This is a genomic window from Methyloterricola oryzae (genome assembly GCF_000934725.1).
Lineage (GTDB): Bacteria > Pseudomonadota > Gammaproteobacteria > Methylococcales > Methylococcaceae > Methyloterricola > Methyloterricola oryzae.
On the sequence record NZ_JYNS01000024.1, the window covers coordinates 14,568 to 38,903 of the forward strand.

General features: G+C 63.0%; 18 protein-coding genes and 1 pseudogene. 10 read left to right on the forward strand and 9 right to left on the reverse strand.

Annotated elements, in window-relative coordinates; translation table 11 throughout:
• Positions 1–30: 30 nt before the first annotated feature.
• Both EK23_RS19520 and EK23_RS19525 read right to left on the reverse strand, forming a co-directional pair.
• The gene (locus EK23_RS19520; RefSeq protein ID WP_045227088.1) at positions 31–1,530 is read right to left on the reverse strand and encodes a lipopolysaccharide biosynthesis protein; all 1,500 of its coding nucleotides are present in this window, start codon (positions 1,528–1,530) and stop codon (positions 31–33) included.
• 124 nt (positions 1,531–1,654) lie between these two features.
• Positions 1,655–2,107 carry an Rrf2 family transcriptional regulator gene (locus EK23_RS19525; RefSeq protein ID WP_045227089.1) on the reverse strand — a complete coding sequence of 151 codons (453 nt, stop codon included), beginning with the start codon at positions 2,105–2,107 and terminating at the stop codon, positions 1,655–1,657.
• 333 nt (positions 2,108–2,440) lie between these two features.
• Here EK23_RS19525 and EK23_RS19530 point away from each other — a divergent pair, with 333 nt between their 5' ends.
• The 6 genes from EK23_RS19530 (at position 2,441) to EK23_RS19555 (ending at position 7,174) form a co-directional block, all read left to right on the forward strand.
• On the forward strand, positions 2,441–2,845 hold the full coding sequence (locus EK23_RS19530) for a group I truncated hemoglobin (RefSeq protein WP_045227090.1): 405 nt from the start codon (positions 2,441–2,443) through the stop codon (positions 2,843–2,845).
• A gap of 101 nt (positions 2,846–2,946) precedes the next feature.
• Entirely contained in the window at positions 2,947–3,924 is a 978-nt protein-coding gene (locus EK23_RS19535) for a 2Fe-2S iron-sulfur cluster-binding protein (RefSeq protein WP_045227091.1), read from the forward strand.
• 29 nt (positions 3,925–3,953) lie between these two features.
• Positions 3,954–4,679, forward strand: coding sequence for an iron-sulfur cluster repair di-iron protein (gene ric, locus EK23_RS19540; RefSeq protein WP_158002552.1), 726 nt, complete (start codon positions 3,954–3,956; stop codon positions 4,677–4,679).
• Positions 4,680–4,721: 42 nt separating this feature from the next.
• Complete coding sequence (locus tag EK23_RS19545; protein ID WP_045227092.1) at positions 4,722–5,027, forward strand: hypothetical protein; 306 nt, start codon at positions 4,722–4,724, stop codon at positions 5,025–5,027.
• A gap of 57 nt (positions 5,028–5,084) precedes the next feature.
• On the forward strand, positions 5,085–5,690 hold the full coding sequence (locus tag EK23_RS19550; protein ID WP_045227093.1) for a c-type cytochrome: 606 nt from the start codon (positions 5,085–5,087) through the stop codon (positions 5,688–5,690).
• Complete coding sequence (locus tag EK23_RS19555) at positions 5,687–7,174, forward strand: cbb3-type cytochrome c oxidase subunit I (protein WP_200892195.1); 1,488 nt, start codon at positions 5,687–5,689, stop codon at positions 7,172–7,174. Before EK23_RS19550 ends, EK23_RS19555 begins: the two co-directional genes overlap by 4 nt.
• On the opposite strand, the gene EK23_RS19560 is transcribed toward EK23_RS19555, so the two are convergent.
• A complete protein-coding gene (locus tag EK23_RS19560; protein ID WP_082054355.1) occupies positions 7,171–7,698 on the reverse strand; it encodes a DUF4124 domain-containing protein in 528 nt (175 codons plus the stop codon). The two genes, EK23_RS19555 and EK23_RS19560, sit on opposite strands and share 4 nt — an antisense overlap.
• 203 nt (positions 7,699–7,901) lie before the next feature.
• On the opposite strand from EK23_RS19560, the gene hisC reads away from it, so the two are divergent.
• A complete protein-coding gene (hisC, locus tag EK23_RS19565) occupies positions 7,902–8,969 on the forward strand; it encodes a histidinol-phosphate transaminase (RefSeq protein ID WP_045227095.1) in 1,068 nt (355 codons plus the stop codon).
• A 53-nt stretch (positions 8,970–9,022) separates the two neighbouring features.
• Here the strand turns inward: hisC and EK23_RS19570 are convergent, their stop codons facing one another.
• Complete coding sequence (locus EK23_RS19570) at positions 9,023–10,255, reverse strand: porin (protein WP_052808374.1); 1,233 nt, start codon at positions 10,253–10,255, stop codon at positions 9,023–9,025.
• A gap of 341 nt (positions 10,256–10,596) precedes the next feature.
• Here EK23_RS19570 and gpmI point away from each other — a divergent pair, with 341 nt between their 5' ends.
• Positions 10,597–12,237 (forward strand): 2,3-bisphosphoglycerate-independent phosphoglycerate mutase, encoded by a 1,641-nt coding sequence (gene gpmI / locus EK23_RS19575; protein ID WP_045227106.1) that lies wholly within the window; start codon positions 10,597–10,599, stop codon positions 12,235–12,237.
• A gap of 66 nt (positions 12,238–12,303) precedes the next feature.
• On the opposite strand, the gene EK23_RS19580 is transcribed toward gpmI, so the two are convergent.
• The 4 genes from EK23_RS19580 to EK23_RS19595 all read right to left on the reverse strand — a co-directional run bounded on the left by EK23_RS19580 (position 12,304) and on the right by EK23_RS19595 (position 14,692).
• Positions 12,304–12,738 (reverse strand): hypothetical protein, encoded by a 435-nt coding sequence (locus EK23_RS19580; RefSeq protein WP_045227096.1) that lies wholly within the window; start codon positions 12,736–12,738, stop codon positions 12,304–12,306.
• Positions 12,739–13,108: 370 nt separating this feature from the next.
• Entirely contained in the window at positions 13,109–13,675 is a 567-nt protein-coding gene (locus EK23_RS19585; protein WP_045227097.1) for a hypothetical protein, read from the reverse strand.
• Between the two features lie 8 nt (positions 13,676–13,683).
• Positions 13,684–13,959: a cupin domain-containing protein gene (locus EK23_RS19590; protein WP_045227107.1), complete on the reverse strand. Its 276-nt coding sequence runs from the start codon at positions 13,957–13,959 to the stop codon at positions 13,684–13,686.
• A 124-nt stretch (positions 13,960–14,083) separates the two neighbouring features.
• Positions 14,084–14,692 (reverse strand): ANTAR domain-containing response regulator, encoded by a 609-nt coding sequence (locus tag EK23_RS19595; protein ID WP_200892196.1) that lies wholly within the window; start codon positions 14,690–14,692, stop codon positions 14,084–14,086.
• 176 nt (positions 14,693–14,868) lie between these two features.
• On the opposite strand from EK23_RS19595, the gene EK23_RS19600 reads away from it, so the two are divergent.
• Positions 14,869–19,836, forward strand: coding sequence for a PAS domain S-box protein (locus EK23_RS19600; protein ID WP_045227099.1), 4,968 nt, complete (start codon positions 14,869–14,871; stop codon positions 19,834–19,836).
• Positions 19,837–20,065: 229 nt separating this feature from the next.
• Here EK23_RS19600 and EK23_RS19605 read toward each other — a convergent pair whose 3' ends face one another.
• Positions 20,066–21,973 (reverse strand): diguanylate cyclase, encoded by a 1,908-nt coding sequence (locus EK23_RS19605; protein ID WP_045227100.1) that lies wholly within the window; start codon positions 21,971–21,973, stop codon positions 20,066–20,068.
• A gap of 800 nt (positions 21,974–22,773) precedes the next feature.
• Here EK23_RS19605 and EK23_RS24335 point away from each other — a divergent pair.
• Positions 22,774–24,336: pseudogene (locus tag EK23_RS24335) on the forward strand (hypothetical protein); the annotation flags it as partial.

Sequence of the window (24,336 nt, forward strand, 5' to 3'; positions counted from 1 at the left end):
CGTCCCAACTGGCTTGTGGAAACTCATCCATCAGGGTCTTACGCCGGAACTTGCAGAGCCCCTGCTTGCGCGCAGGGCTGGCATTTCGAGCAGCAGAGTCAAGGCGGCGAACGCCAGCAGAATCCCATTTTTTGCCGCTAGTTCGAGCCAGGAGGAGAGGCCTTCGATCCGCTCTGCGGCAAACATAAGCCCTGCTGCCAGAAAAGGATAACCCAGGATTCGGCGAAGGTCGTAGGCCACCGGATAGAAGCGCCGGCCCAGCAGATAAGACCAAGCCGCCATGCTGGCGTAGCACACCAAGGTGGCCCAGGCCGCGCCCATGTAGCCCATGCGCGGGATCCACGCGAGGTTCAGCGCCAGGGTGACGGCGGCGCCCCAGAGCGTCAGGTAGGTGCCGAAGCGGGTCTGCTCGGTGAGTTTGTACCAGATGGACAGGTTGAAGAAGACGCCCAGGCAGAGATTAGCCATCAGCAACAGGGGCACCACGTCCAGCCCGGCACGGTACCTGGCACCCACGAAATATTGAATCCAGGCCAGGTTGAGCATGACGCCCAAGAAAATGAAGGAACAGGCGATGACGAACCAGTTCATCACCAGGGCATACAGCGCCTTGCTGTCGGCCTGCTTGTAGTGAGCGAAGAAGAAGGGTTCGGCGGCGTAACGGAAGGCCTGGATGAAGATGGTCATGAGGATGGCGATCTTGTAGCAGGCGCCATAGATGCCCAGTTGTTCCATGGCGGCGTTTTCCGGTAGCAGATACTTGAGCAGCACGCGGTCCAGGGTCTCGTTGACCATGCCCGCGAGGCCCGCGATCAGCAGGGGCAATCCATAACCCAGCATCTTTCCCCAGAGTTCCAGCGAGGGCCAGCGTATCTGCAGAAATTCGGGCAGCAGCAGCATCACCGTTACAGCGCTGGCGATCAGATTGGCGACGAAGACGTAGCCGATGCCAATTTCGGGATCGTAGAGTGCGCCCGCCCAGGCCAGCCACGCCGGTGCTTCGTGATCGTGCGCCCATTTGCAGAGCCCGATCAGAAACAGGTTGGCGCCGATGTTGACCAGGATATTGAGCGTCTTGAGCAGGGCAAAACGGCCCGGCCGCTGCTGTTCGCGCAGCTTCGCGAAGGGGATGGCCGTGAGCGCGTCCAGGGCGATGATCCAGGCGACCCAGACGATGTAGTCCGCATGTTCTGGGTAGCGCAGCTGCACGGCTATGGATGGTGACTGCCAGATGGCTGCCGCCAGGAACAGCCCGCTGGTCAGGCCCAGTGACAACAGGGCGGTGCTGTAAACGGAAGGCTTGTCGTCGCGTTTGGCGGAGAAATTGAACAGCGCCGTTTCCATGCCGTAGGTCAGCACCACGTTGAGGAACGAGGTGTAGGCATAGAACTCGGTGATGACGCCGAAGTCGCTGGGATTTGCGAACTGGTAGGTGTAGAGGGGAACCAGCAGGTAGTTGAGCAGGCGGCCGACGATGGTGCTGAGGCCGTATATGGCCGTTTGTCCGGCCAGTTTCTTCAGGGGATTCACGGGCGCGCTTGCGACTCAGAGGTGTCCATGGCGCGCTCAGTGTCTCACATGCCGGTGCCTGCGTGGACATGGCGTTGCGAGGCCCTTGCCACCATGCCGCAGACGGCCGCGGTTTCGAGCGGCCCTAGGGGCTGTCCGGGGCGCCGTTCTCGATGCTGTGCAGCCGATCCAGGCCGGTCTGCGCCGCTTCGGCGAGGGAGTAGCGGTCAAGCACCGCCAGGAAGGAGCGGCGCGCTTCGTACAGGAACCCTTTCAGGGCGCAGCCGCGGACGATGCGGCACTGGTTCGCCTTCGGATCAAAGCATTCCACCAGATTCATATGTGGTTCGGTGACCCGCACCACCTCGCCGATGCCGATGGTGGCAGCCGGCCGGGCCAGTTGCATGCCGCCGCCCTTGCCGCGGCTGGTCATGATGAAGCCCCGGGTCGCCAGGTTGTTCACCACCTTGACCAGATGATTGCGTGAGATACCGAAATGGCTAGCGATCTCGGGCACTGTCGCCATGCCGGGTTGCGGCAGGCGCGCCAGGTAGATCAGCACCCTCAGTGAGTAGTCGGTAAACTGCGTAAGCTGCATATCAAAAACATCTTTCAAGATCAAGCTAGCGAATAGCTTACACCAGTGCGGATGTCTTGCCCAAGGCTCAAATGCGAGTCAAGAAGGTAGATTTTCACGGCGCCCGGGAATACTGCGGATTTCAGGCCTAATCGCCGGTGAGTTGTCTGAGGCGAAATGTGCCAGGCAGCGCAGTAGTTTCGGGAAGAATCGGGGAGCAGGACGGCGAAGCTCTTGACATATTAAGTTTCGATACCTAATATTTATTTCGGATGCTTCTTTAAGCCGGCGAAAGACCGCAGGGCGGCATCCGCGCATGCTTTTCAAATAACACTTGCCGTCTGGAGTTAAGAGATGACCGAAAAGAAACTGGCTGATTGGTGGGACCAAACCCATGATTCACTCTACGCCAAGTTGGGCGGGGAGGCGGCGGTCGATGCCGCCGTAGACATCTTTTACCGCAAGGTGCTGAGCGACAACCGCATCAACCGCTTTTTTGAAGGCGTCGATATGGACAAGCAGGCTGCCAAGCAGAAATCCTTCCTGACCATGGCTTTCGGCGGTCCTCATAATTACACCGGCATGGACATGCGCCGGGGGCACGCCCATCTGGTCAAGCAGGGGCTCAACGACTCGCACTTCGACGCGGTCATGGAGAACCTGGCGGCGACCATGAAAGAACTGAATGTTCCGGACGACCTGATTGCCCAGGCTGCCGCGATTGCCGAAAGCACGCGCAACGACGTCCTGGGACGCTGATCCTGTGTAGAACGCGCGGCTCGGCAACGGCTGCCTCCAAGGCCGGTTGACAGGCCGCGTGCTTCTTCTGATGTACCCCCCTCCTCGACAGGCACGGTGCCATGACACATATCAAGTACAAAACTGACAGCTTTCCCTTGGGCGAGAACCAGTCGGTGCTTGATTGTCTCACCGGTCACGGCGTGCCTGTCCCTTTTTCCTGCCGTAGCGGAGCGTGCCAGACCTGTCTGATGCAGGCCACTCGCGGAACGCCGCCGGAGGAAGCCCAGCGCGGGCTGAAGGACAGCCTGAAGCTACAGAATTATTTTCTTGCTTGTGTCTGCCATCCGCGGGAGGACCTTGAAGTCGCCCTGCCGAGCGATGACAGCCAGGCATCCGTGCCAGCCACCGTGCGCGGCCTCAAGCTGCTCAACGACGAGATCATGCAGGTGGTGCTGCAGCCTCATGCGCCCATCGAGTACCGGCCCGGCCAGTTCATCAACCTGTTTCGCACCCAAGCCTTAGGGCGAAGTTACTCTATTGCCAGCGTGCCGGAGGAAGACGAGGATATCCATTTGCACGTGCGCCGCTTGCCCCAAGGACGCGTGAGCGGCTGGGTGCACGACGAACTGCGCACGGGAAAGACCGTGCAGGTGCGCGGCCCGGCTGGCGACTGCTTCTACGTGCCTGGCAGGGCGGAGCAAGGTCTACTGCTGATCGGCACGGGTTCCGGGCTCGCGCCCCTGTACGGCATCATCCGCGATGCGCTGCGTCAGGGGCATTCCGGGCCCATCCGGCTCTTTCACGGCAGCCGCGACCGGCGGGGGCTCTACCTGATGGGCGAGTTGAACGACTTGGTGCGGGAATATACCAATTTCGATTACGTACGCTGCCTGTCAGGCCCCGATGTCCCGCATGGCTATGCCGGGGGACGGGCGCACGACGTGGCCCTGCAGGAGCAGCCCGATCTCAAGTCCTGGCGCATTTTCCTCTGCGGGCACCCGGACATGGTGAATGCCGCCAAGCGCAAGGCGTTCCTGGCCGGCGCGTCCATGAAAGACATTTATGCCGATGCCTTCAATGTCAGCCAATCCACCTGATCCTGCCGCGCGCAGGAAGGATGAGCTCCATGTCTTATGCCACGGAAACGACCCTGCGCGATCTCGCCCTCGCCTATCCCGCGGCTCTGGGAGTGCTGGAGTTGCATCGGCTGGACTACTGCTGCGGTGGTCAACAATCCCTCGCTGAGGCCTGCGAGGGGGCGGGCCTCGACGCTGAACAGGTGCTTCTCGAGATCCAGGCGGTCAAGTCGGCCCAGCCAGTGAGCGTTGCCACCGACACTCTGGGCGCCCTCATGGCGCATATCGTCGAAACCCATCATGCCTTCACCCGCACCAGCCTGGCCCGCATCGACCGGCTGATGGAGCGCGTGCTGCTGCGCCACGGCGCTGCCCACCCCGAACTGGCCGACCTGAATTCCTGTGTGCGCAGCCTGGCGGCCGACCTGGTGCCGCATCTCAGAAAGGAAGAGGAGGTCCTCTTTCCCTATGTCGAAGGCTTGGAGGGGCATGTCGCCCAAGGTACCGAACTCCCCACCGCCTGCTTCGGTTCGGTGGCGGCACCCATATCCGTCATGGGCCGCGAACACGAGGCCGTCGGCGACCTGCTCAAGCAGGCGCGTTCAATCACCCGGGACTACGCCTGCCCTGCTGACGCCTGCTCCAGTTTCAGTCTGCTCTACCAGGAACTGGAAGCACTGGAATCCGACCTCATGCGGCACATCCACCTGGAGAACAACATCCTTTTCCCGCGCGCCTTACGGCTTGCCGATGAGGTCCATCCTGGAGGAAACTGAGGCCCCAATCGACACATGCCGACTCAGGATGGATCTTGAACCGTGATCGAAGCCGTCGCGCCCGCCGATTTCATCCCCACCTTCGCGGTTTCCGCTGCTATCGTGCTGTTCGGGGCCGCCTATGCCGCCCTCTTCGCCTACTCTCGAATCCGCCCACGGCCCTGGCTGCATCTGGCGGCAGGGGTGTGCTACGCGGCCCTGGCCTTTTCCGTCCTGCTGCTCAGCCGCCTGGCCCACCTCGACGGCCCCTGGCGCATCGTCGCCGCCTTGATGCTGGCCGGCTACCTGGCGGCACCTTGGGCCATCTGGAAACTCTGCGTCGCCAGCCACGGCGAAGGAGGCGATTGAGCCAGCGCCAAACCGGCCCCAGCGTCCCATCACAACGATGAAAAGAAGGAGAGCATGATGAGCACAGACACGCCCCGATGGGCATCGGAAACATTCTGGAAGAAGGTCGCGATCTGGGTGACGGGGGGATCCTTCGTCATCCTGATCCTCCTCACCTTCGACTCCCTGTCCAAGACCCGGGCGGGCGGCGAACGGGTTCAGGCCTACAGCGTCATCAACAAGGAGATCGACTACCGCTTGGACAGCGCCACGAACCGCTACCGTCCCGTGATCGGCAAGGACGCGCCCCTGTTCGGGAAGGCTTTGAGCGAGGAAGAGGCCGAGGCCCTGGTGAGCCTGGGCAAGAAGACGGTGCAATCCAAGAACTGCATGAACTGTCATACCTTGCTGGGCAATGGCGCCTATTACGCGCCGGACCTGACCAAGGCCTGGCTGGATCCCAACTGGTCCAGTCCCGAGGAGCGCGAGAAGCTGATGCTGGCGTTTCTGCAGGATCCGGTTAAGAACGCGGTCACCTTCACCTCCGGCCGCAGGATGCCCAAGCTTGGCATCACCGACGAGGAAGCCCGCGGCGTCGTCGCCTTCCTGAAATGGATGTCGGCCATCGACACCAACGGTTTCCCCCATAACTTCAAGACCCTGAACGCACAGGTGCAGCCATGATCGCCACGGTAGACAGTTCCCTTCAGAAAATGGACCGGGTCTTCGCCAGACTGGACAGCGCCCATCTCAACGGCGGCCAGCAACTGGCGGTGAAGTACTTCAGTGTCGCCATGGTGCTGTTCATTGCCCAGATGCTGTTTGGCCTGCTGGCCGCGATCCAGTTCATAGCCCCCGGCTTCCTGTTCGGCTGGCTGGATTTCAACGTCAACCGCATGGTGCACATCAACGCCATGGTGGTGTGGATGCTCTACGGCTTCATCGGGGCGGTGTACTGGTTCCTGGAAGAGGAGAGCGGCACCGAGATCGTCGGCCTCAAGCTGGGGCAGATCGGCTTTTATGTGCTGACTGCCGCGGTAACGGTGGTGGTGCTGGTCTACCTGCTGATCCAGACCGGCCCCGGTAAGGACCTGAGCCTATGGCTGATCAACGAGGGGCGCGAATACATCGAGGCGCCGCGCTGGGCCGATATCGGCATCGTGGCGGTGATGCTGGTGTTTTTCTACAACGTCGCCGGCACCTTCGCCAAGGGTCGCTGGTCGGGAATTTCCGGGGTCCTGACCCTGGATTTGGTGGCCCTGGCCGGCCTCTACCTGGCGGGTATGTTCTACGTCACCAACATCAGCGTGGACCAGTACTGGTGGTGGTGGGTGATCCACCTGTGGGTGGAGGCCACCTGGGAGGTGTTGGTGGGCTGCATCATGGCCTGGAGCCTGATGCACCTGCTCGGCGCGCGCCGCAAGATCGTGCAGACCTGGCTGTATATCGAGGTGGCCCTGATGTTCGGCTCGGGCATACTGGGGCTGGGGCATCACTACTTCTGGATCGGCACGCCGGACTACTGGTTTTCCATCGGCGGCTTCTTTTCGGCCCTGGAGCCCATCCCCCTGGTGGCCATGGTGGTGCATTCGGTCTACGACTCCGGGGTGCACAAGTTCAAGAACAGCAACCACCCGGCCCTGGCCTGGATCATCGCCCACACCTTCGGCAATTTCTTCGGCGCGGGCGTCTGGGGCTTCATGCACACCCTGCCGCAGATCAATCTCTACACCCACGGCACCCAGTGGTCGGCTTCCCATGGCCATTTGGCCTTTTTCGGCGCTTACGCCACCATCAACATCGCCTTCTTCTACCTGGCGGTGCAGAAGTGGCGCGGCAATGTCTGGATGGGCGGCGGGATGGCCGACGGCGGCTGGAAATGGAAGTGGGCGCTGGGCCTGCTCAATGTGGGGGTGATCGGCATGACCGTGGCCCTGTTGATTGCAGGCTATGAGCAATCCTTCATCGAGCGGGCGGTGGAAGGCTCCACCTGGCAGGGTTATTTCGCCGCGCAGAACCACCCCTGGTTCCAGCAGGCCATGGTGTGGCGACTGTTGTTCGGCCTGGTGACCACCACGGGCGTCGGCCTGCTTGTGTGGGACCTACTCACCATCGGCCGCAATGAGACCCGCACGGCCGAACTGCCGCAGGAGGCCGAACCGGCCTAGCGCCCGCTGCCCATGCGGCGCTGAATGTCCGCGTCCGAAGGGCCCGCCCCCGGCTGATTGGCCATGGGCGGGTTGGGCCTGTCGTGCGGACGCGGGAGGGGGCGGTGCGTCGGCACGAAGCCGCCGCGCCCGTAACCCCAATAGGGATAGTAACCGAGGGGGACGGCAGGCTGCTGGGATGTGGATTCCTGTTGCCGCGCCGCTTCCTCCGCCGCCCGCGCCTGGCGCAGCGCGGCTTCGGCCGCCACCTCCTTTGCCCTGATCTCCCGCTCCTCGAGCCTCAGCCATTCCGCCTCGCGCTCTTCCGCCAGGGCCCGTTCACGTTCCTCCTGCACGCGGGCTGCCTCCTCCTCGCTGGGTTGCGTGACATCGATCCGCGCCGGGACGCATCCGGAATAAGTCGATGGATCGGAAGTGTAAGCCAGTCGCCCGTTGGCGTCGGTGCAGCGGTAGACTTCCCCCGCCTGGACGGAACTCAGTAGCCACGGCAATGACGATAACGCGAAAGCATGCGCAAGGTTCATGGTCTCACCCACCGCAGCGGACCGACACGTCGGTCAAACGCTGAACGTTGATATTGCAAGCACTGTCTTTAGTTTACAGCTTCGGTGCAGGCACTGCCGGAAATGTCCAAGGGGCGCGCGGCTTCATTTACAATGTGCGACTGCGTCGCCTTCCCCCTCATGTTATCCGCGCAGGGCGCTCAATCAATTGGAGTCGAGTCATCGTGAACAAGTTCTGGAGCGCCAAGGTCAGCGAGTTGACGCCCTATGTGCCGGGCGAGCAGCCCAAGCTGAACCATCTGGTCAAGCTCAACACCAACGAAAACCCCTATCCGCCCTCGCCCAGGGTGCTGGAGGTGCTGCGGCAGGAGGCCGGCGAGGCGCTGAAGCTGTACCCCGATCCCAACGGTACGGCGCTGAAGGAGGCGGTCGCCCGCCATTTCGGACTGCAAGTCCAGCAGGTGTTCGTGGGCAACGGTTCCGACGAAGTGCTGGCCCATGCCTTCGCCGCGCTGTTGAAGCACGAACGCCCTCTGCTCTACCCGGACATCACCTACAGCTTCTACCCCGTTTACTGCGGCCTGTATGACATCGCCAGCGAGCGCGTGCCGCTGGACGAGAATTACCATATCCGCGTGGACGATTACCTCAGGCCCAACGGCGGCATCATCTTTCCCAACCCCAATGCGCCCACGGGCTGCATGCTGCCGCTGGCGGAGATCCGGCGGCTATTGGAGGGCAATACCGAGTCCGTCGTGGTGGTGGATGAGGCCTATGTGGATTTCGGCGGGGAATCGGCCGCGTGCCTGGTCAATAGCTACCCGAACCTGCTGGTGGTGCAGACCTTGTCCAAGTCGCGTTCCCTGGCGGGGCTGCGCGTTGGTTTCGCGGTGGGGGATGCGGGCCTGATCGAGGCCCTGGAGCGGGTGAAGGGGAGTTTCAATTCCTACCCGCTGGGAAGGCTGGCCATCGCCGGGGCGGTCGCGGCCATTGAAGACCAAGAGCACTTTGAAGTCACTCGCAAGGCTGTCATGCTCACCCGCGAACGTCTGACGAGCGGACTGGAAGGTCTGGGATTTCAGGTGCTGCCTTCCGCCGCCAATTTCATCTTCGCCCGTCACCCACACCACAATGGCGCAGCTCTGGCGGCGGCGCTACGCGAGCGTCACATCATCGTGCGCCACTTTGCCCAACCGCGCATCGACCAGTTTCTTCGCATCACCATCGGCACGGAGGAACAGTCCTGCAAATTGGTCGAGGCGCTCGCGGAAATCCTTTCCCGATCAGCTTGAAAGCGCAGCCTGGCGTGGGGCGGCCCGCGCCAGGCTTCACGGCGCGCCGTGGCTCAGAACCTGACGACCACGTCCGTGGCGAACATGAACTGGCTCATGCGCTTGCCGGCGTCGAAGGCGTCGGCCTTGTCCGACCAGTCATAGCGCACTTCCGGGCGCACCGCGATCCACTTCAACGGCTTCCAGTTCACTCCCGCCGTCACTTCGTAATAGCTGGCGCCGATGCCGACCGGTATGCTGCCCGGGCGGTCGTTGAGACGGTAGCGAACGCCATCCTGATCACGGTTCCATTCGCCGCGCACGCCCACCGCGAAGTGCTCGTCGATGTCATAGAACAGGTAGTTCTGTATGCCGTACCACTTGGTGTCCTTGCCGTTGCGGGTCGGGTCGTTCTGCTGCACGCCGTAAGTATGTTGCAGTGTGTAGTGCAGGTGGTCGATGAACTCGTGCTCGTAGGTCAGGGTGTAGCGGGTCAGGTTGTCCTGATTGGAACTCTTGTCTCCGGTAACGATGGCGAAGGACGAGCCGATCTTCTTGTCGTCGCTGGTCCAGCCGAACTTGCCGAGGAAGTTCCAGTTGCTCATGTCCTGGTTGACGTTGTTCCAACCCATCACGCCGCCGCCGGTGATGGTGAAGTTGTCGTTGAGCGGATAGCTCAACAGCACGCCGGTATGGGTGAAAGGCCCGTCCCAGGTGAAACTGTTGCTGCGGGAATAGAAGAAGTTGTTGGGTGACATCACCGACTCGATATTCGTCAGGCCGTAGAAGTGTCCGGCCTTGATGGTGAGGCCATTGCCCACCGGGGCGAAGATCTCCGCATACAACTGCGGCAGGGCGATCTGGTAGAAGCGCGAGGTGCCGTCGGTGATCAGTCGCTGGTCCCATTCGTCCGTGGACTGGGCGATGAAGGCGTCGGTGCCGTAGAGGAAATCGAAGCGGCCGCCGAAATCCCAACTGCTTCCCTGCTTGTCCACCTGGCGCTCGATATACAGGTAGATCTGGTTCACCTGGGGCTCGGAATCGCGGTCATTGAGACCCACCGGGCCGTTGAAGCCGTCGGGCGAACTGTTGTTGTTGTAGCTGATGCCGGCGTCCACCCAGCCGCCAATCGTAATGCCCAGGTTCTTCATGAACTCCGGTTTGTTGGCGGAAGGAAAGGCCGCTTCCCAGGCGCCCTCGGTTTCCGACAGCGGTTTGGCGGCATCGGCGGGGCCGCAATAGCCGGCCAGGGTCAGTGCCCCGGCGGCGAGAGCCGCAGTGGCGGCGTGGATCTGCTGCTTGTTCATGGCGCAACTCCTTGATCGATTTCAGCGTTCTAGCGCCCGGTCGGGCTATCCCGCGCGCGGGATCACACCCGGGTGTATCCGGGGTTTCGTGGCACGTTTTCGCGTGCTCTTATGTGGAAGCGGAGCCGTGTCGGTGGGTTCGTCACGACGCCGCCTTCTAGTGTTACGGTCCCAGTCTAGCATTTTGTGTTTTGTTTGCAACAGATTTCGATATAAATGCAACACCGTGTTCCTCGGGTGCAAGGGACTGTCTTCCCGGGATCGACTACGCGGCTCCCGGTAGCGGGTATAGAATACAAGTCCTTCATTCTTCTCCCTCCCAGTGATGCCCTATGACCGCCATGAAACTGGATAAATCAGAGCGCTTTTCCCCATGTCCAGGCCCTGTCGTTACCATCATCCTGGACGGTGTCGGCATTTCCTCGCGGGAGGAAGGTGATGCGGTGAAAACGGCGCGCACGCCGTTCCTGGATCAACTGGCCAGCACCTATCCCATGACACGTCTGCTGGCCCACGGCAAGGCGGTGGGCATGCCCAGCGACGAGGATATGGGCAACAGCGAGGTGGGCCACAACGCGTTCGGTGCGGGACGGGTGTTCGCCCAGGGTGCCAAGCTGGTGAACGAATCCATCGCTTCGGGCTCGATCTGGACGGGCCAGGCTTGGCGCGAGGTGGTCGGCGCCGCCACGGCTGGCGGTACCTTGCATTTCATCGGACTGTTCTCCGACGGCAACGTGCATTCCCACATCGACCATCTCAAGGCCATGCTGGCGCGTGCCAAGCAGGACGGCGTTCGCCGCGCGCGGATACATATTCTTTTGGACGGGCGCGATGTGGGCGAAACCTCGGCCCTGGATTACGTGGAGCCTTTCGAGGCCTTCCTTGCCGAGCTGGGGGTATCGGATTTCGACGTGGCCATCGCTTCCGGCGGCGGGCGCATGAATATCACCATGGATCGCTACGAGGCGGACTGGAGCATGGTGCAACGGGGCTGGGCAATCCATGTGCATGGCGAGGGCCGGCAGTTCGCCAGCGCCCGCGAAGCCATCGAGACCTACCGTGCCGAGGCGAAGGTGATCGATCAAGACCTGCCGGGCTTCGTCATCGCGCGCGACGGCCAGGCGCTGGGACCTATACTCGATGGCGACGCCGTGGTCTTCTTCAACTTCCGCGGCGACCGCGCCATTGAGATATCCCGCACCTTCACCGAAGAGACATTCAAGCCGTTCGATCGGGGTGCGGTCCCCAAGGTCGTCTATGCCGGCATGATGCAGTACGACGGCGATACCAAGATGCCGCCCCGTTTCCTGGTGGAGCCGCCTGCCATCGACCGCACCCTGGGCGAATTCCTGGCGCGAAACGGAGTCACCCAGTACGCCATCAGCGAGACGCAGAAATACGGGCACGTCACTTATTTCTGGAACGGCAACCGTTCCGGCAAGTTCGACGAGGCGAGCGAGACCTATGTGGAGATTCCCAGCGACGTGGTGCCCTTCGAGCAGCGCCCCTGGATGAAATGCGCCGAGATCACCGACGCCCTCATCGGCGCGGTGAGAAGCGGTGGCCACCGTTATCTGCGGGTCAATTACGCCAACGGCGACATGGTGGGACACACCGGCAATTTCGAGGCGGCGATCACGGCCATGCAGTGCCTCGATTTGCAGTTGGCCCGATTGATTCCGGTGATTCTGGCGGCGGGCGGTGTCGCCATGATCACCGCCGATCATGGCAATGCGGACGAGATGTTCGAACTGGACAAGAAAGGCAATGTGAAGCGCGATGCCGAAGGCGGCGTGAAGGCCAAGACCTCCCATACCCTCAACCCGGTGCCGTTCATTCTGGTGTCGGGAGAAAAGGGCGGATTCGGCTTGCGCCAGGATCTGGAGCGGCGGGGCTTGTCCAATGTGGCCGCCACGGTGCTGAACCTGCTGGGCTACGAAGCGCCGGAAGAGTATGACCCCAGCCTGATCGAGCCCGCCTGACGGCGGGCTGCGAGGAAAATTGGCGGCGGCAGGAGGTCCTGTCGCTGCCTCGAGAAGAATCTGCGCTTAGTTGCGCACGCCGCCGGTGGTGCCCACCAATCCAAAGCTGTTAGTCCACTGACCGACGAAGGAGTTGCGGTCAGGCGCGAACTGCAGGTCGAAGAATGAGTGGACCACAAGGGCAGGATTGGCAGGATTCGGCGCGAAGTCGATCTGCAACTCGGCCGAGCAATTCCGGGCGATGCTCGCGGTGCCACTTACGGGGCCGGAAAAGCCCGCCGTAGGACCCTGGCTGGTGAAAGCGCAGGTGCCGCTGGCGACGCCACGTTCGATCTCGATCTCACATTTGCCGATATGGGGATTGGCCGGGGCGACGCTGTTCTGATACATGACGTAGTGGCCGTCGAGGTGGCGTGGCAGGCAGACCGGGCCGGCCTGAATCTGGGTGGCGGCCATGAGCAGGGCCGTGGCGGCGGTCATCTGGGTCTTGCTGAGTCTCATCGTATCCTCTCGCATGTGCGGGTAGATTCATTTGGTCTTATGGGGGAAACGCGGAACAAATCCGCGAACCCTTGGGGCTTGTCCGGCTGTATGCAGGAAAATGCGTAGTTGGCGCGGACGCAGCCGTTAACTGCAAGACGCTTGCCAGATGCGATGGACAGGGAAATGGGGGCGTTCGGGTGAGGCTTACGCCTTCTGTCAGGGAAGCTGCGTCAACTGACGCGCGCGATACGTGATTTGACGTTAAGGATTGTCTTACGCGGCGGGTTCCCCTGCCTAGCCCGCCGAGCCGGGGCGACCAAGCCGGGCAGCCGCGGGAGATTGCGCGATCAGGCCGGGTCGGAGTCCCGGCCGTCGTGTTTGGAGCAGTCTATTTCGGGGGAGCTGGCAGCTGCTCCAGCAGCTTGCGGCGCTGCTCCTCTTCCTTTTGCACGGCGTCCTGCTGCTCGCGCATGATTTCCTGCATGCGCGCCGCGCGCCGTAAACGCTCGGCTTCCTCCGCCTCGTGCTGCTGGCGCTCCATGTCCTTGCGGCGTCGCTCCTGCTCGAGACGAAACGCTTCGGATTGTGGAGGCAACTCGCTGACCGGCCTTGGCTCCGGTGTAGCGCCGGAGGAGGTGGGCGGCGCAGCGATAGGCGCTGGCTGCACAGGTTCCGGCACCGGAGCGGCGGGTGGTGGCGCGACCGTCTCGGGCGCGGGCTCGGGCGTAGGCCGCACCCCCATGTCGCGCCCGGTACGCCCGGGGCGGATCGAGCGCGCTGGCTCCGCTGGGGCCGGCGCCGCCGGGGCGGCAGACGGATCGGCATCGCCGATGCCGCCGTCTGTCTCCGGAGCCCCCAAGGCCAGCGCAGGAATGAGCGAGAACAGCCAGGCAAGGCGGAGACTTCTGGTCAAAATGGACATGGGACTGGGCAAGCTGGGGGTTTTCTGCGTCATGGCTTCAATCAGCCGATCTGGTAATGCTTGCGCAAGGGTTTGCGGATGTCCCAGGTACAGGAAAGGCCGCCGGGAAAAGTCACCAAATCGCCCTTGCCGAAGCTCACCGCTTCACCGTTGTCCGCCGTCACCACGACTTCCCCTTCCAGCACGTAAGCCACTTCAGGCTCGTCATAGGTCCATGGGAACACCGAGGCCTCCTTGGACCAAGTGGGCCAACGGGAAACCCCGAGATCGCGCAGGCGCGCGCTGTCCGGGTTGTGTTCGACGACGATCTTGCTCATGGCGTATTTCCCCAAGGCTTGCGGAATCTGGCAATCCGCGGGATTGTAGAACACTTCCGGGGCGCAGGTCACATTCCGGGCGGCACGATGTTCCGCGCGGCGGCTGCCCTCGCAGCACCGCAGGCTAGCCCGGACCCGCCTGGCCGAGGGCGTTGAGGGTTTCGGCGGCTTCCACCAATTCCTGCGCCACCTTGTCGATCTTGCGTCCCTGGGAGCGGGCGCAGCGCCGCAATTCCTCGAACGCTCCGGTCCGGCTCATGCGGAATCGCTCCATGAGGATGCCCATGGCGGTGCTGGTTTCGCGTCCGGCGCTCAGAGCCTGCTCCAACTGGCTCTTGGCTTCCAGCAGGGCGTTGATATCGCGCCCGCGCGCCAGGGCCGTCTGCAGGGCAGGAATCAGGTTGGGAACATCCACCGGCTTGACCAGATACCCCAGGCCACCGCGGGCTATGGCGGATTCGACCATTTCCCGGTCGCTATACGCGCTCAGAAACAGCGCGGGCAGGCCGTGTTCGGACATGAGCCGTTGGGCGAGTTCGGTCCCGCTCATTTCCGGCATCCGAATGTCCAGGATGGCGAGATCGAAGCTGTTTACCGCCGCCAGACGGAGGGCCGCGCTCCCCGAAGACGCCTCGAGGACCTCATACCCCTCGCTGCGCAGCCCCCTGGCTAGGGTTGCCACGACCAGCTTGTCGTCGTCCACCACCAGAATGGACGGCATTGCGTTGCTCATTTTGGTTTTCATGATTCCTCAGCTGTCGGCCGACTCCACCACCGGCCGCTTCTTCCCAGTGCGCTATAAATCTAACATGTAGGCAGGTCATCGCAAGCCGCCCGTGGCATTTGACACGCATGCGTGAACCTGTGGAGGATGGCCGTCGCCATCCTGACCCTTTGAGGAAGCGGAAGATGATCGAAACGTCTGCAAGGGCTGAGAGCCTCGAGCGCAAGGCGCTGGCATTTGAGCATGCCAGCCAGCCCATGGCGTTGGAGGATGCTGCGACCCAAACCATTCTGGAGTGCAATCTGGCATTCGCGGATTGGCTCGGTTACGGCAAGGACGAGTTGTCCGGGCTAGCGCTCTCGCGCCTGTTCCGACCTCAGGAATCAGGGGGCGTGAAGGCCATGACTCCGGAATCGAACCGGGAGAGTGGCGGTGCCTGCCTGCAGCGCAAGGACGGGTCGCTGCTGCCTGTGCGCCTAGAGATCTCCGACGGAGACGGACAGTCGACCGGGCTTCGCATCATTACGCTTCAGGAATCGAACGACAGCGCGCGCCTGGCGGCGGCGGAGCGGCGTGTTGCGGAACTGGAAGCCCAGCTTCAGGGCGTGCTCGACACGGTGCCGGTGGGCCTGGCCATCGCCGGGGACGCCAGCGCCAGGCACATCCGCGGCAACAGCTTCCTAGAACATATGCTGGGATTGCCGCGAGGCGCGGAGTTTTCCAAGACCACCGAGCCTGAGCGTGGCTATCGTGTGGTCCGCGACGGCAGTCCGGTTCCGGCGGAAGAACTGCCGGTGCAGCGCGCCTGCCGGGGCGAAAGGGTCGAGGGGGAGCAATTGGAGGTGGTCTGCGAGGACGGGCGCCGGCTCTTCCTGCTGGCCAATGCGGCGCCCCTGCACGATGAGGCGGGCGCAATCACTGGCGCGGTGGGCGCTTTCCTCGATGTGAGCCAGCGGGTTGCCGCGGAAAGCCGGCTGGCCGTGCAGCATCTGCGCCTGGAGGAACTGGTCGCCGAGCGCACCCGCGACCTCGAGCATGCCCTGGCTGAGTCAGCCCGCAGCAGGGAGCGCTTCGAGCTGGCGATGCGCGGCGCCAATGATGGTCTGTGGGACTGGGACATGCTGACCGGCGAGGTGTATTACTCACCGCGCTGGAAGGCCATGCTCGGCTACGGCGAGGACGACTTGGATCCTTGCTTCGACACATGGGAGCGGCTGGTGGATTCCGATGGCCGCCGGCGTGCCTTGGACCTGGTGGCAGAGATCAAGGCGGGTCGAACCGATCACTTCGACATCGAATTCCGGATGCACCATAAACAGGGGCACGAAGTCTATGTGCGCTCGCGCGCCTTCGTGGCGCGCACGCTGGACGGCCGGCCGGTGCGCATGGTGGGTACCCATGTGGATGTGACGGCGGACAAGCTGCATGAGCAGGGCCTGCGCGCCAGCCAGGAATTCGCCCGCTCCATCCTGGATTCCGTGCCGGCGGAGCTGGCCGTGCTGGACCGTAGCGGGCAGATCCGGACAGTCAACGAGGCCTGGCGCCGCGCCCACCCGCCTTACCAGCCCGGCCCTGGCCAGGGAGGGGAGGAAACCAGAACCTGTGGAAAGGAGGACTGCCTGGAAGTCTGTCTGCGCGGTGCCAGCATCGAGGGGCCCTGCGCCGCGGAGGCTTATGCGGGGATCTGCCAGGTGCTGAGCGGCGCGTGCAGCGCGTTCACATTGGAGCACCCCCGCCAGTACCCGCAGGGAGAACGCTGGTTCCTGATGAGCGTGACGCCCTTGCGCGGGGAAGAGGGAGGGGCCGTGGTGAGCCTCACCGACATCACGGAGCGCAAGCTTGCTGAACTGGCCCTGCAGACGAGCGAAAACCGGCTCAAGCTGGCGCTCAAGGCGGCGCGCATGGGGGTCTGGGAGCGTAATTTGCGGCAGGAGAGGCTTATCTGGTCTCCCGAGTGCCACGAGATCTTCGATGCGTCCAGCTTCCGCGGCGAATTCGACGGTTTCGAACGGATGATCGTACCGGCCGACGCCGGACGGGTGGCCGAGAGCGTCAGGCGGGCGGTGGAGACCGGCTCCGACTATTCCGAAGAATACCGCATCCTGCGCGGCGACGGCGAACTGCGCTGGGTCGTCTCCATGGGGCGTCCCGAATACGACGAGCAGGGGCAGCCGCTGCGCGTGGTGGGCATCGTGCGTGACATCACGGAGCGCAAACAGCGTGAACTGGCGCTGCGCGAAAGCGAAAAACGCCTGCGCGACATCGTCGATTCCATGCCCGGACTGGTGTACATCAAGGATCTGGAAGGACGCTATCTGCTGTTGAATCGCGGCTGCGGTGACGTGCTCGGCATCGATCCGGAATCCGGCGAGGGCAGTAAGACCGAGGAACTGTTCCCGCCCGAGGTGGCTCGGGAACTCATTGCGAACGACCGGCGGGTGCTTCTGGAAAGGCGGCCACGGGTCGTGGAGGAATGTCTGCCGGTGGCAGGCGGCGGGCTGCGCACCTTTCTTTCGGTGCAGTTTCCCCTGCTCGACACCGATGGCCGTGTCTACGCCATCTGCGGCATCTCGACCGATATCACCGAACGCAAGAAGGCCGAAGATCGGCTGCGGGCCATGTCGCTGGCGGTTGAGCAAAGTCCCGCCTCGGTGATCATCACCGATCTCGATGCCCGGATTCAGTACGTCAACCGCCGCTTCAGCGAAGTCACCGGCTATTCCCTGGACGAGGTCGTCGGGTGCAACCCGCGCATCCTCAAATCGGACCTGACGCCGAAGCATGCCTATGCCGAGATGTGGCACAACCTGCGGCGAGGGCTGCCCTGGCGCGGCGAATTGGTCAATCGCAAGAAGGATGGCAGGTATTGCTGGGAGGAAGTGCATATCTCGCCGCTGCGCAACGAGGCGCAGGTCATAACCCATTATGTCGGCATCAAGCTGGACGTCACCGCGCGCAAACAGCAGGAGGCCGCCCTGCGCGAGAGTGAGCTCAAGTTCTCCAAGGTCTTCCATGACAACCCTCTGGGGATGAGCATCTCGCGCATGGAGGATGGCCGTTTCCTCGACGTCAACGACAGCCTCTTGCGACTGTTCGGTTTACGTCGCAAGGAGGTGATCGGCCACACCTCGGTGGAGCTCGGAATGTGGGACGACCCGGCGCAACGGAGGCAGATCATCGCCACGGTCAAGCGCACCGGTCGCGCGCACAACGTCGAGGCGGCGTTCCACCGCCGCAACGATCCCACCCAGCGCACCATGCTCATATCTTTCGATATCCTCGAACTGGGGGGGGAAGCCTGCCTGCTCGGGACATCGCTGGAGATTACCGAGCGCAAGGCCCTGGAGCAGGCGCTGCGCCGCGAGAGCCACAAAAACGAGGTCCTGCTGCGCAATGCCAGTGACGGCATTTTCCTCATGGACAGTAATGCGCGCCTGGTGGGCGTCAGTGATTCCACCTGCGCCATGCTGGGCTATCAACGGGAGGAACTCAACGGCATGCACCTGTCGCAATGGGACGCGGAGTATGACGAGGAGATGCTGGCATTCTTTCACCGCTGCCTGGCTAATCCGGCCCGCCTTCAGTTCGAGCGCAGGCACCGCCGCAAGGGTGGCGGCATTCTGGATGTGGAGATCAGCGTCGTGCCGGTCACCATCGACGGGGAATCCCTGTTGTTCTGCTCTGCCCGCGATATTTCGCAGCGTAAGCAGAACGAGGCTGCGTTGAAAGCGAGTGAGGCGCGGTCCCGGCGTCAGAGACAGCATCTGGTCGATGTGATCTGGGGCACCAACATCGGCACCTGGGAATGGAACGTGCAAACCGGCGCCACGGAATTCAATGAGCGCTGGGCGGAGATCTGCGGGTACACCCTGGCGGAACTGCAGCCGGTCAGTATCGCCACCTGGACCCGCCTGGCGCACCCGGAGGACCTGAAACGCTCGGAAAAACTACTGGAACTGTGTTTCAGCGGTCAGTCCGAGTATTACGAGTGCGAGGCGCGCATGCGCCACAAGAGCGGGGAATGGATCTGGGTGCTGGACCGCGGGCGGGTCGTGGAATGGGACGAGGACGGCAGGCCGCTGCGCATGTCCGGCACCCATCAGGAGATCAGCGAGCGCAAGCGCGCCGAGGAGGCGCTGATGCGCAAGACCCGGGAATTGCGGGCGCTGCTGGATACCATTCCGGCGCCGGTATTCTTCAAGGACCAGGACATGCGGCATGTGGAGGTCAACCAGGCCTTTTGCGAGTTTGTTGGCTTGCCGGCGGAGTGCATCATCGGCTGTCGCAACCAGGACATGTTTTCCGAGGACGTGGCGGCCAGCTATGATGCAGGCGATCAGGAGGTGCTGCAGGAGGGGCGGGTCGTTCTGGGCGAGGAGTTGGAAATCGCCGACGCCTGGGGGCGCAAGGGCTGGTATGCTATTTTCAAGAGCCCGCTGTATGAGGACGATGGCCGGATAGTCGGTCTGGTCGGACTGCGGGTTGACATTACCCAGCGCAAACAGAGTGAGGCGGAGCGCATCGCCCTGCTGGAGCGCCAGCGCGACACCCTGATCAGGGAAGTTCATCACCGCATCAAGAACCATCTGCAGGGGGTGATCGGGCTGCTGCGTGGCCATGTTACCCGAAATCCGGAAACCCTGGCCCTCATCGAAATGGTCGTCAACCAGGTGCATGCCATCAGCCAGGTTTACGGCTTGCAGAGCCGAACGGAGGGCGGGGTGCTGGCCTTGCGCCGGTTCCTGGAGGACATGGTGACCCAGCGGCCAGCTCGGCTGCCGGTGGAACTTAGCGTGGCGGAAGGCTTGACGGATGCGAACCTGAACCGGGAATCCCTGGTTCCCCTGGCTCTGGTCATCAATGAACTGCTCACCAATGCGGAAAAGCACCTGCTGCCCTCGGGGCCGCCCACCGTCCAGGCCCGGCTGGATTCCCGGCAGGGGGGCGTGGCGCTGCGTATTTTCGGCAGTCCGGCCAGGCTTCCCGATGACTTTGATTTCCTCAAGGGCCGGGGTCTCGGCGCGGGCCTCGACCTGGTGCGCAGCCTGCTCCCGGAAGGCGTTACGCTGAGTTTTCGCGACGAGGGGGGGGGTGTCGTCGCGGAACTTGTCTTGACGGGTTCGGCCCTGATGCCGCTTAAGGGGGAGGGTTAGGAATGGCTCTGTCTGCGGCAACCGTCGAAGCCTGTCCGCTCCCCTCCCCTTTTCAGAGGGAGGGCAGGGTGGGTGCGGTGAACTTCGGCCTTGTTTCTTCGTCCCGGTGTTCTACCCCCCTCCCATCCTTACCCCTGCATGGGGGAAAGAGCGAAGGCATCCAAGGTCCTGGGTCTGCCATCCGTGTCTGGCCGTTCAGCGCGGCCCTGCTTCGCGGGCGGGATGCAATTTACTGCAGGCGCTCGTAGTGCGGATAGCCGTTCAGCCGGGTGCGGTTGCGACCGTCCAGCTTGGCCTCGTAGAGGGCCAGGTCGGCCAGGTGGACCAGATCACTGGGGTTCGCAACGCGCGTGCCGGCGGTGGCCACCCCGATGCTGGCGGTGATTGGTTTGGCGACATCGTCGCCGTCCATCGGGTTGGACTCGATGGCTTCGCGCAGGCGCTCCGCCAGGGCATGGGCCACGTCCTCGTCGGCACCCGGCGCGATGACGATGAACTCCTCTCCGCCCAGGCGGCAGACCACGTCCGCCCCGCGCAGGTTTACGCGGATGATCTCCGCCACGTGGGACAGCAAGCGGTCGCCGGCCTGGTGCCCGTAGTTGTCGTTGATGCCCTTGAAATGGTCCAGGTCCAGGATCATCACGCTCAAGGGCCGCTCCTTGCGCTGCCACGCCGCCCATTCTTCGCGCAGGCGGCTGAAGGCATAGCGGCGGTTGGGGATGCCGGTGAGGGGATCGGTCATGGCCATCACTTCGAGCTTGCGCTTGGCGATCGCCAGTTTTGAAACCTGCCTCCGCACCTTTTCCTTTTCGCGCTCATTTTCGTCCTGTAGCTGGATCATGCGCATGCCGCACTCGATGCGGGCCAGGAGCACCCGGTCGTTGACCGGCCGGATCACGAAGTCGTTGACTCCGGCCGCGTAGGCGCGAACCTGGGCATCTTCGGTTTGCACCGAAGCCAGGATCATCAGATAGATTTCGCGGCCGATCTCCAGCGAGCGCAGGTTCTCGCAGAAGCGGATGCCGTCCAGCCGACCCTCCACATGTCCGATGATGGCGAGGCGCGGGAACGATTCCAGAAAGTGCCGCAGCCCCTCCTGCCCGCTCGCCGCGGTGATCACGTGGTATCCCTGGCTGGCGATGAACCGCTCCAGGCGGGCCAATTCGGCGGGGTCGCTCTGGATCAACAGGATTTTCGGCCCCGGCGCGGCTTGTGGCTCGGGTGACGGTCCGCAGGCCTCCGGCCTCGGGGCGCCGGGGTTTCCGCGGTCCTTGGACGTGATCTGAAACAGCTGGCAGTAGCCCGACCATTGCTCTTCCACGGCAGCATAGATGCCTTCCAGATCATTGCCATCCAGCGCCAGTGGGATGGCCAGCGCCAGCAGGCTGGCGATCTGCGTTTCGCGTTCTTGGTCGCTCTCGATCAGGCTATGGGCCAAGCTGTCCGCAAGCCGTAACTGCGCGGCCAGCCGTTCCACCCGCCCAGGGGCTGCAATACACGGATCGGCCCCTTCGTGCTCGCGGGCGACCGCGTCCACCAGGACCGGGGGAAAACCCCAATCGCGCAGCAGCTCGACGGTGATTTGTTGATGATCGATGGCAAAGGCCGTTTGCTCGGCCTGCAGGAGCGACTCCCGGGTGTCGGCTGTGCGCAGGCATTCCCCGTATTCCTGCGGATAGACGCTGGCCAGGGCCAATTGTCCGATCCGGGAAAGGATTGCGCAGGTAAAGGCCTCCTCGGGAATGGTGCCGCCGTCCAGGACGGCCAGTGCCTGGGCCGCCAGCGCCCGCGCCAGGGCGGAGGTCCAGAAGCCTTCGTAGTCGAACGCCTGGCATGCGCCGCGGCGGTTGGCGCTGACCACGGACAGGGTCAGCGCGAACTGTCGGACAGTCTGCATGCCCAGCAGTTGCACGGCATCCCCCACCGCCACCACCGGCCGCCGCATGGCGTGGTGGGCCGAGTTGACGAGTTTGAGAAGACGGCCGCTCAAAGCCGGATCGAGCCGCACTTTGGCGGTCAGTTCCTGCACCGAGGCCGTCGGCGACTGGCACAACCGCATGATCTCCAGTGCCAGGCCGGCGGGCGAAGGCAGTTTTCCGGAAGCTTTGATCTCTTGAAAGCGATGTCCTTTGACCATCGTGGTTCCTTGGGTTACCTGCATGTGGCAACGCTAGATCCTGCCTGCCGGCGCAAGCCGGACATGCAGTCGTGTTTGCGCGGTCGGTTCGGGGAAGCCACGCGCCGCGCAAGGTGCAATCGTAACGAGGGCTGGCGGGAGCTGGGCCAACTTCCGGAGACATACCGGTGGGAGATCGCCGGGAGCCACGGATCGCGCGCTTTGCCCAACCAGGGCCTTGCGGCCGGTGCTGGTTTGCTGATCACGAAGGTGGGGGCTTCCCCGCACGGCGGGCGAAATGGGAGGATGCGAAGTCGCACCTGACCGGCGGGGGCGTGGCCGGCCTGCGCAAGGCGCATGTACGCTCCTTCATGTGCGCCCTGGATGTCTTCCCGCAACACCCGTTTTTTTATAGTTGAGACTCGGATTTAGCGCAAATTCCTCGTCTATGGGGTGAATCCGTAAACTAAGCAAAAGGTAAACAACCTATTTTGGTATCGACGCCTTGCCTTTTTCGGCGGGTGTACTAGCTTTCTACGCGGAAGCAAACTGCTTCAAAGGCCTCAGCCCCCGGCCACCCGCGATCGGATGTCGCAATCCCAACCGGCCCCGCCCCGCCGAATTCGTTACCCAAGGCCTGATCCACTCCCAGCCTGCCCAGCAGCAAGACGCTGCCGCGCCGTTTTATCTCCAGCCCTGTCTTCATCTTAGCGATTGCTCGCGTGGCCGTGGCCATGCCGAGGCGCTCAAGGCGAGAGCAGAGCCAGGTGCGGCGCATTCGCGCCGGATCCAGAGCCGCCAAAGTCAAAGAGGTTCCAATCGTGTTAGACCATGTCAGTTTTCGCGCCAAGATGCTCGTCCTCGGAGTGGTGAACCTGATTCTGATCGCCGTGCTCGGGGCTGTCGCTTATCTGGGGATGTCCGCCCTGGACCGGTCCCTCAACGAGCAGACCGATGCCGCCGGGCTCCTGCGCAGCGAACTGCTGTCGGACATGATGCACGACGCTATCAAGGCCGATGCCTTGGCTGCCCTGGTCGCCAGTGACGGTCAGGCTGTCAATGCGGAGGCGATGCGTGAGATCAGCGACAGTTTCAGCGAGCATGCCGACGGCTTCCGCAAGCACATGGAAACGCTCGGCCAAGCTGCTCTCCCGGCGGTCGCCAAACAGCACCTTGCCGCGGTGGTCGGTGATGTGAACCAGTATCTGGCCTCTGCCGACAAGCTCATCAATCTGGCCCAGCAGAACCACGATCTGGCGGAGAAGCAAATGCCCTCCGTCGATCAGCGCTTCAAGGCGCTGGAGGGCAGCCTGGACGTTCTCGCGGATGATCTGGAAGCCGAAATCAAGGGTATCGAAACCCGGGGTGAGGAGGCGAGCGCCGCCGCATCCCGCAATTTGATCTGGGCCGGACTCGCGGGGTTGCTGGCTTTGTTAGGTGTATCCCTGGTGATTACCCGCAGCCTGTTCCGCGAGTTGGGCGGTGAGCCGCGTGAGGTCGCCGCGATCGCGCGGCGTATCAGCGCCGGTGACCTGAGCGTCGACGTGCCGGTGGCGGCGCATGACGACAACAGCCTCATGTGCGCCATGGGGCAGGTCAAGCAGAGCCTGAGTTCGTTGAGCGCGGATACCCACGATCTGGTGGCGGCGGCCCTCCGCCTGGAACTGGATACGCGCGCCGACGCCAGCCGGCATCAGGGGCATTACGGTGAAATCGTGCAAGGCATCAACAGCATTCTGGACGCCTTCATCCTGCCCTTGAAGGGCCTGATCGACGACATGCACCGGATGTCCTCGGAGCATGACAAGGGCGACATCGACGTGATGCTGAACGCGCAGCAGTACCAGGGTGAGTTTCGCACGGTGGCGCAGTCGGTGAACGAGATGGTGGCGGGGCATATCGCGGTGAAGAAGAAAGCGATGGCCTGCGTGAAGGAATTCGGCGAAGGCAACTTCGACGCGCCGCTGGAGCGTTTCCCGGGCAAGAAGGCCTTCATCAACGAGACCATCGAGACGGTGCGCTCCAACATCAAGACCTTCATCGACGAAATGGCGCACATGTCACGGGAGCACGACAAGGGCGACATCGACGTGGTGATGAACGAGCACCGCTTCCGCGGGGCCTACCTGACCATGGCGGAAGGCGTGAACCACATGGTGGCGGGCCATATCGCGGTGAAGAAGAAAGCGATGGCCTGCATCAAGGAGTTTGGCGAAGGCAACTTCGACGCGCCGCTGGAGCGCTTCCCGGGCAAGAAAGCCTTCATCAACGAGACCATCGAAACGGTGCGCAGCCATCTGAAGCTGCTGAACGCCGATGCGGACATGCTCTCGCACGCGGCGCTGGAAGGCCGGGTGCAGGTGCGCGCCGACGCCAGCCGCCAC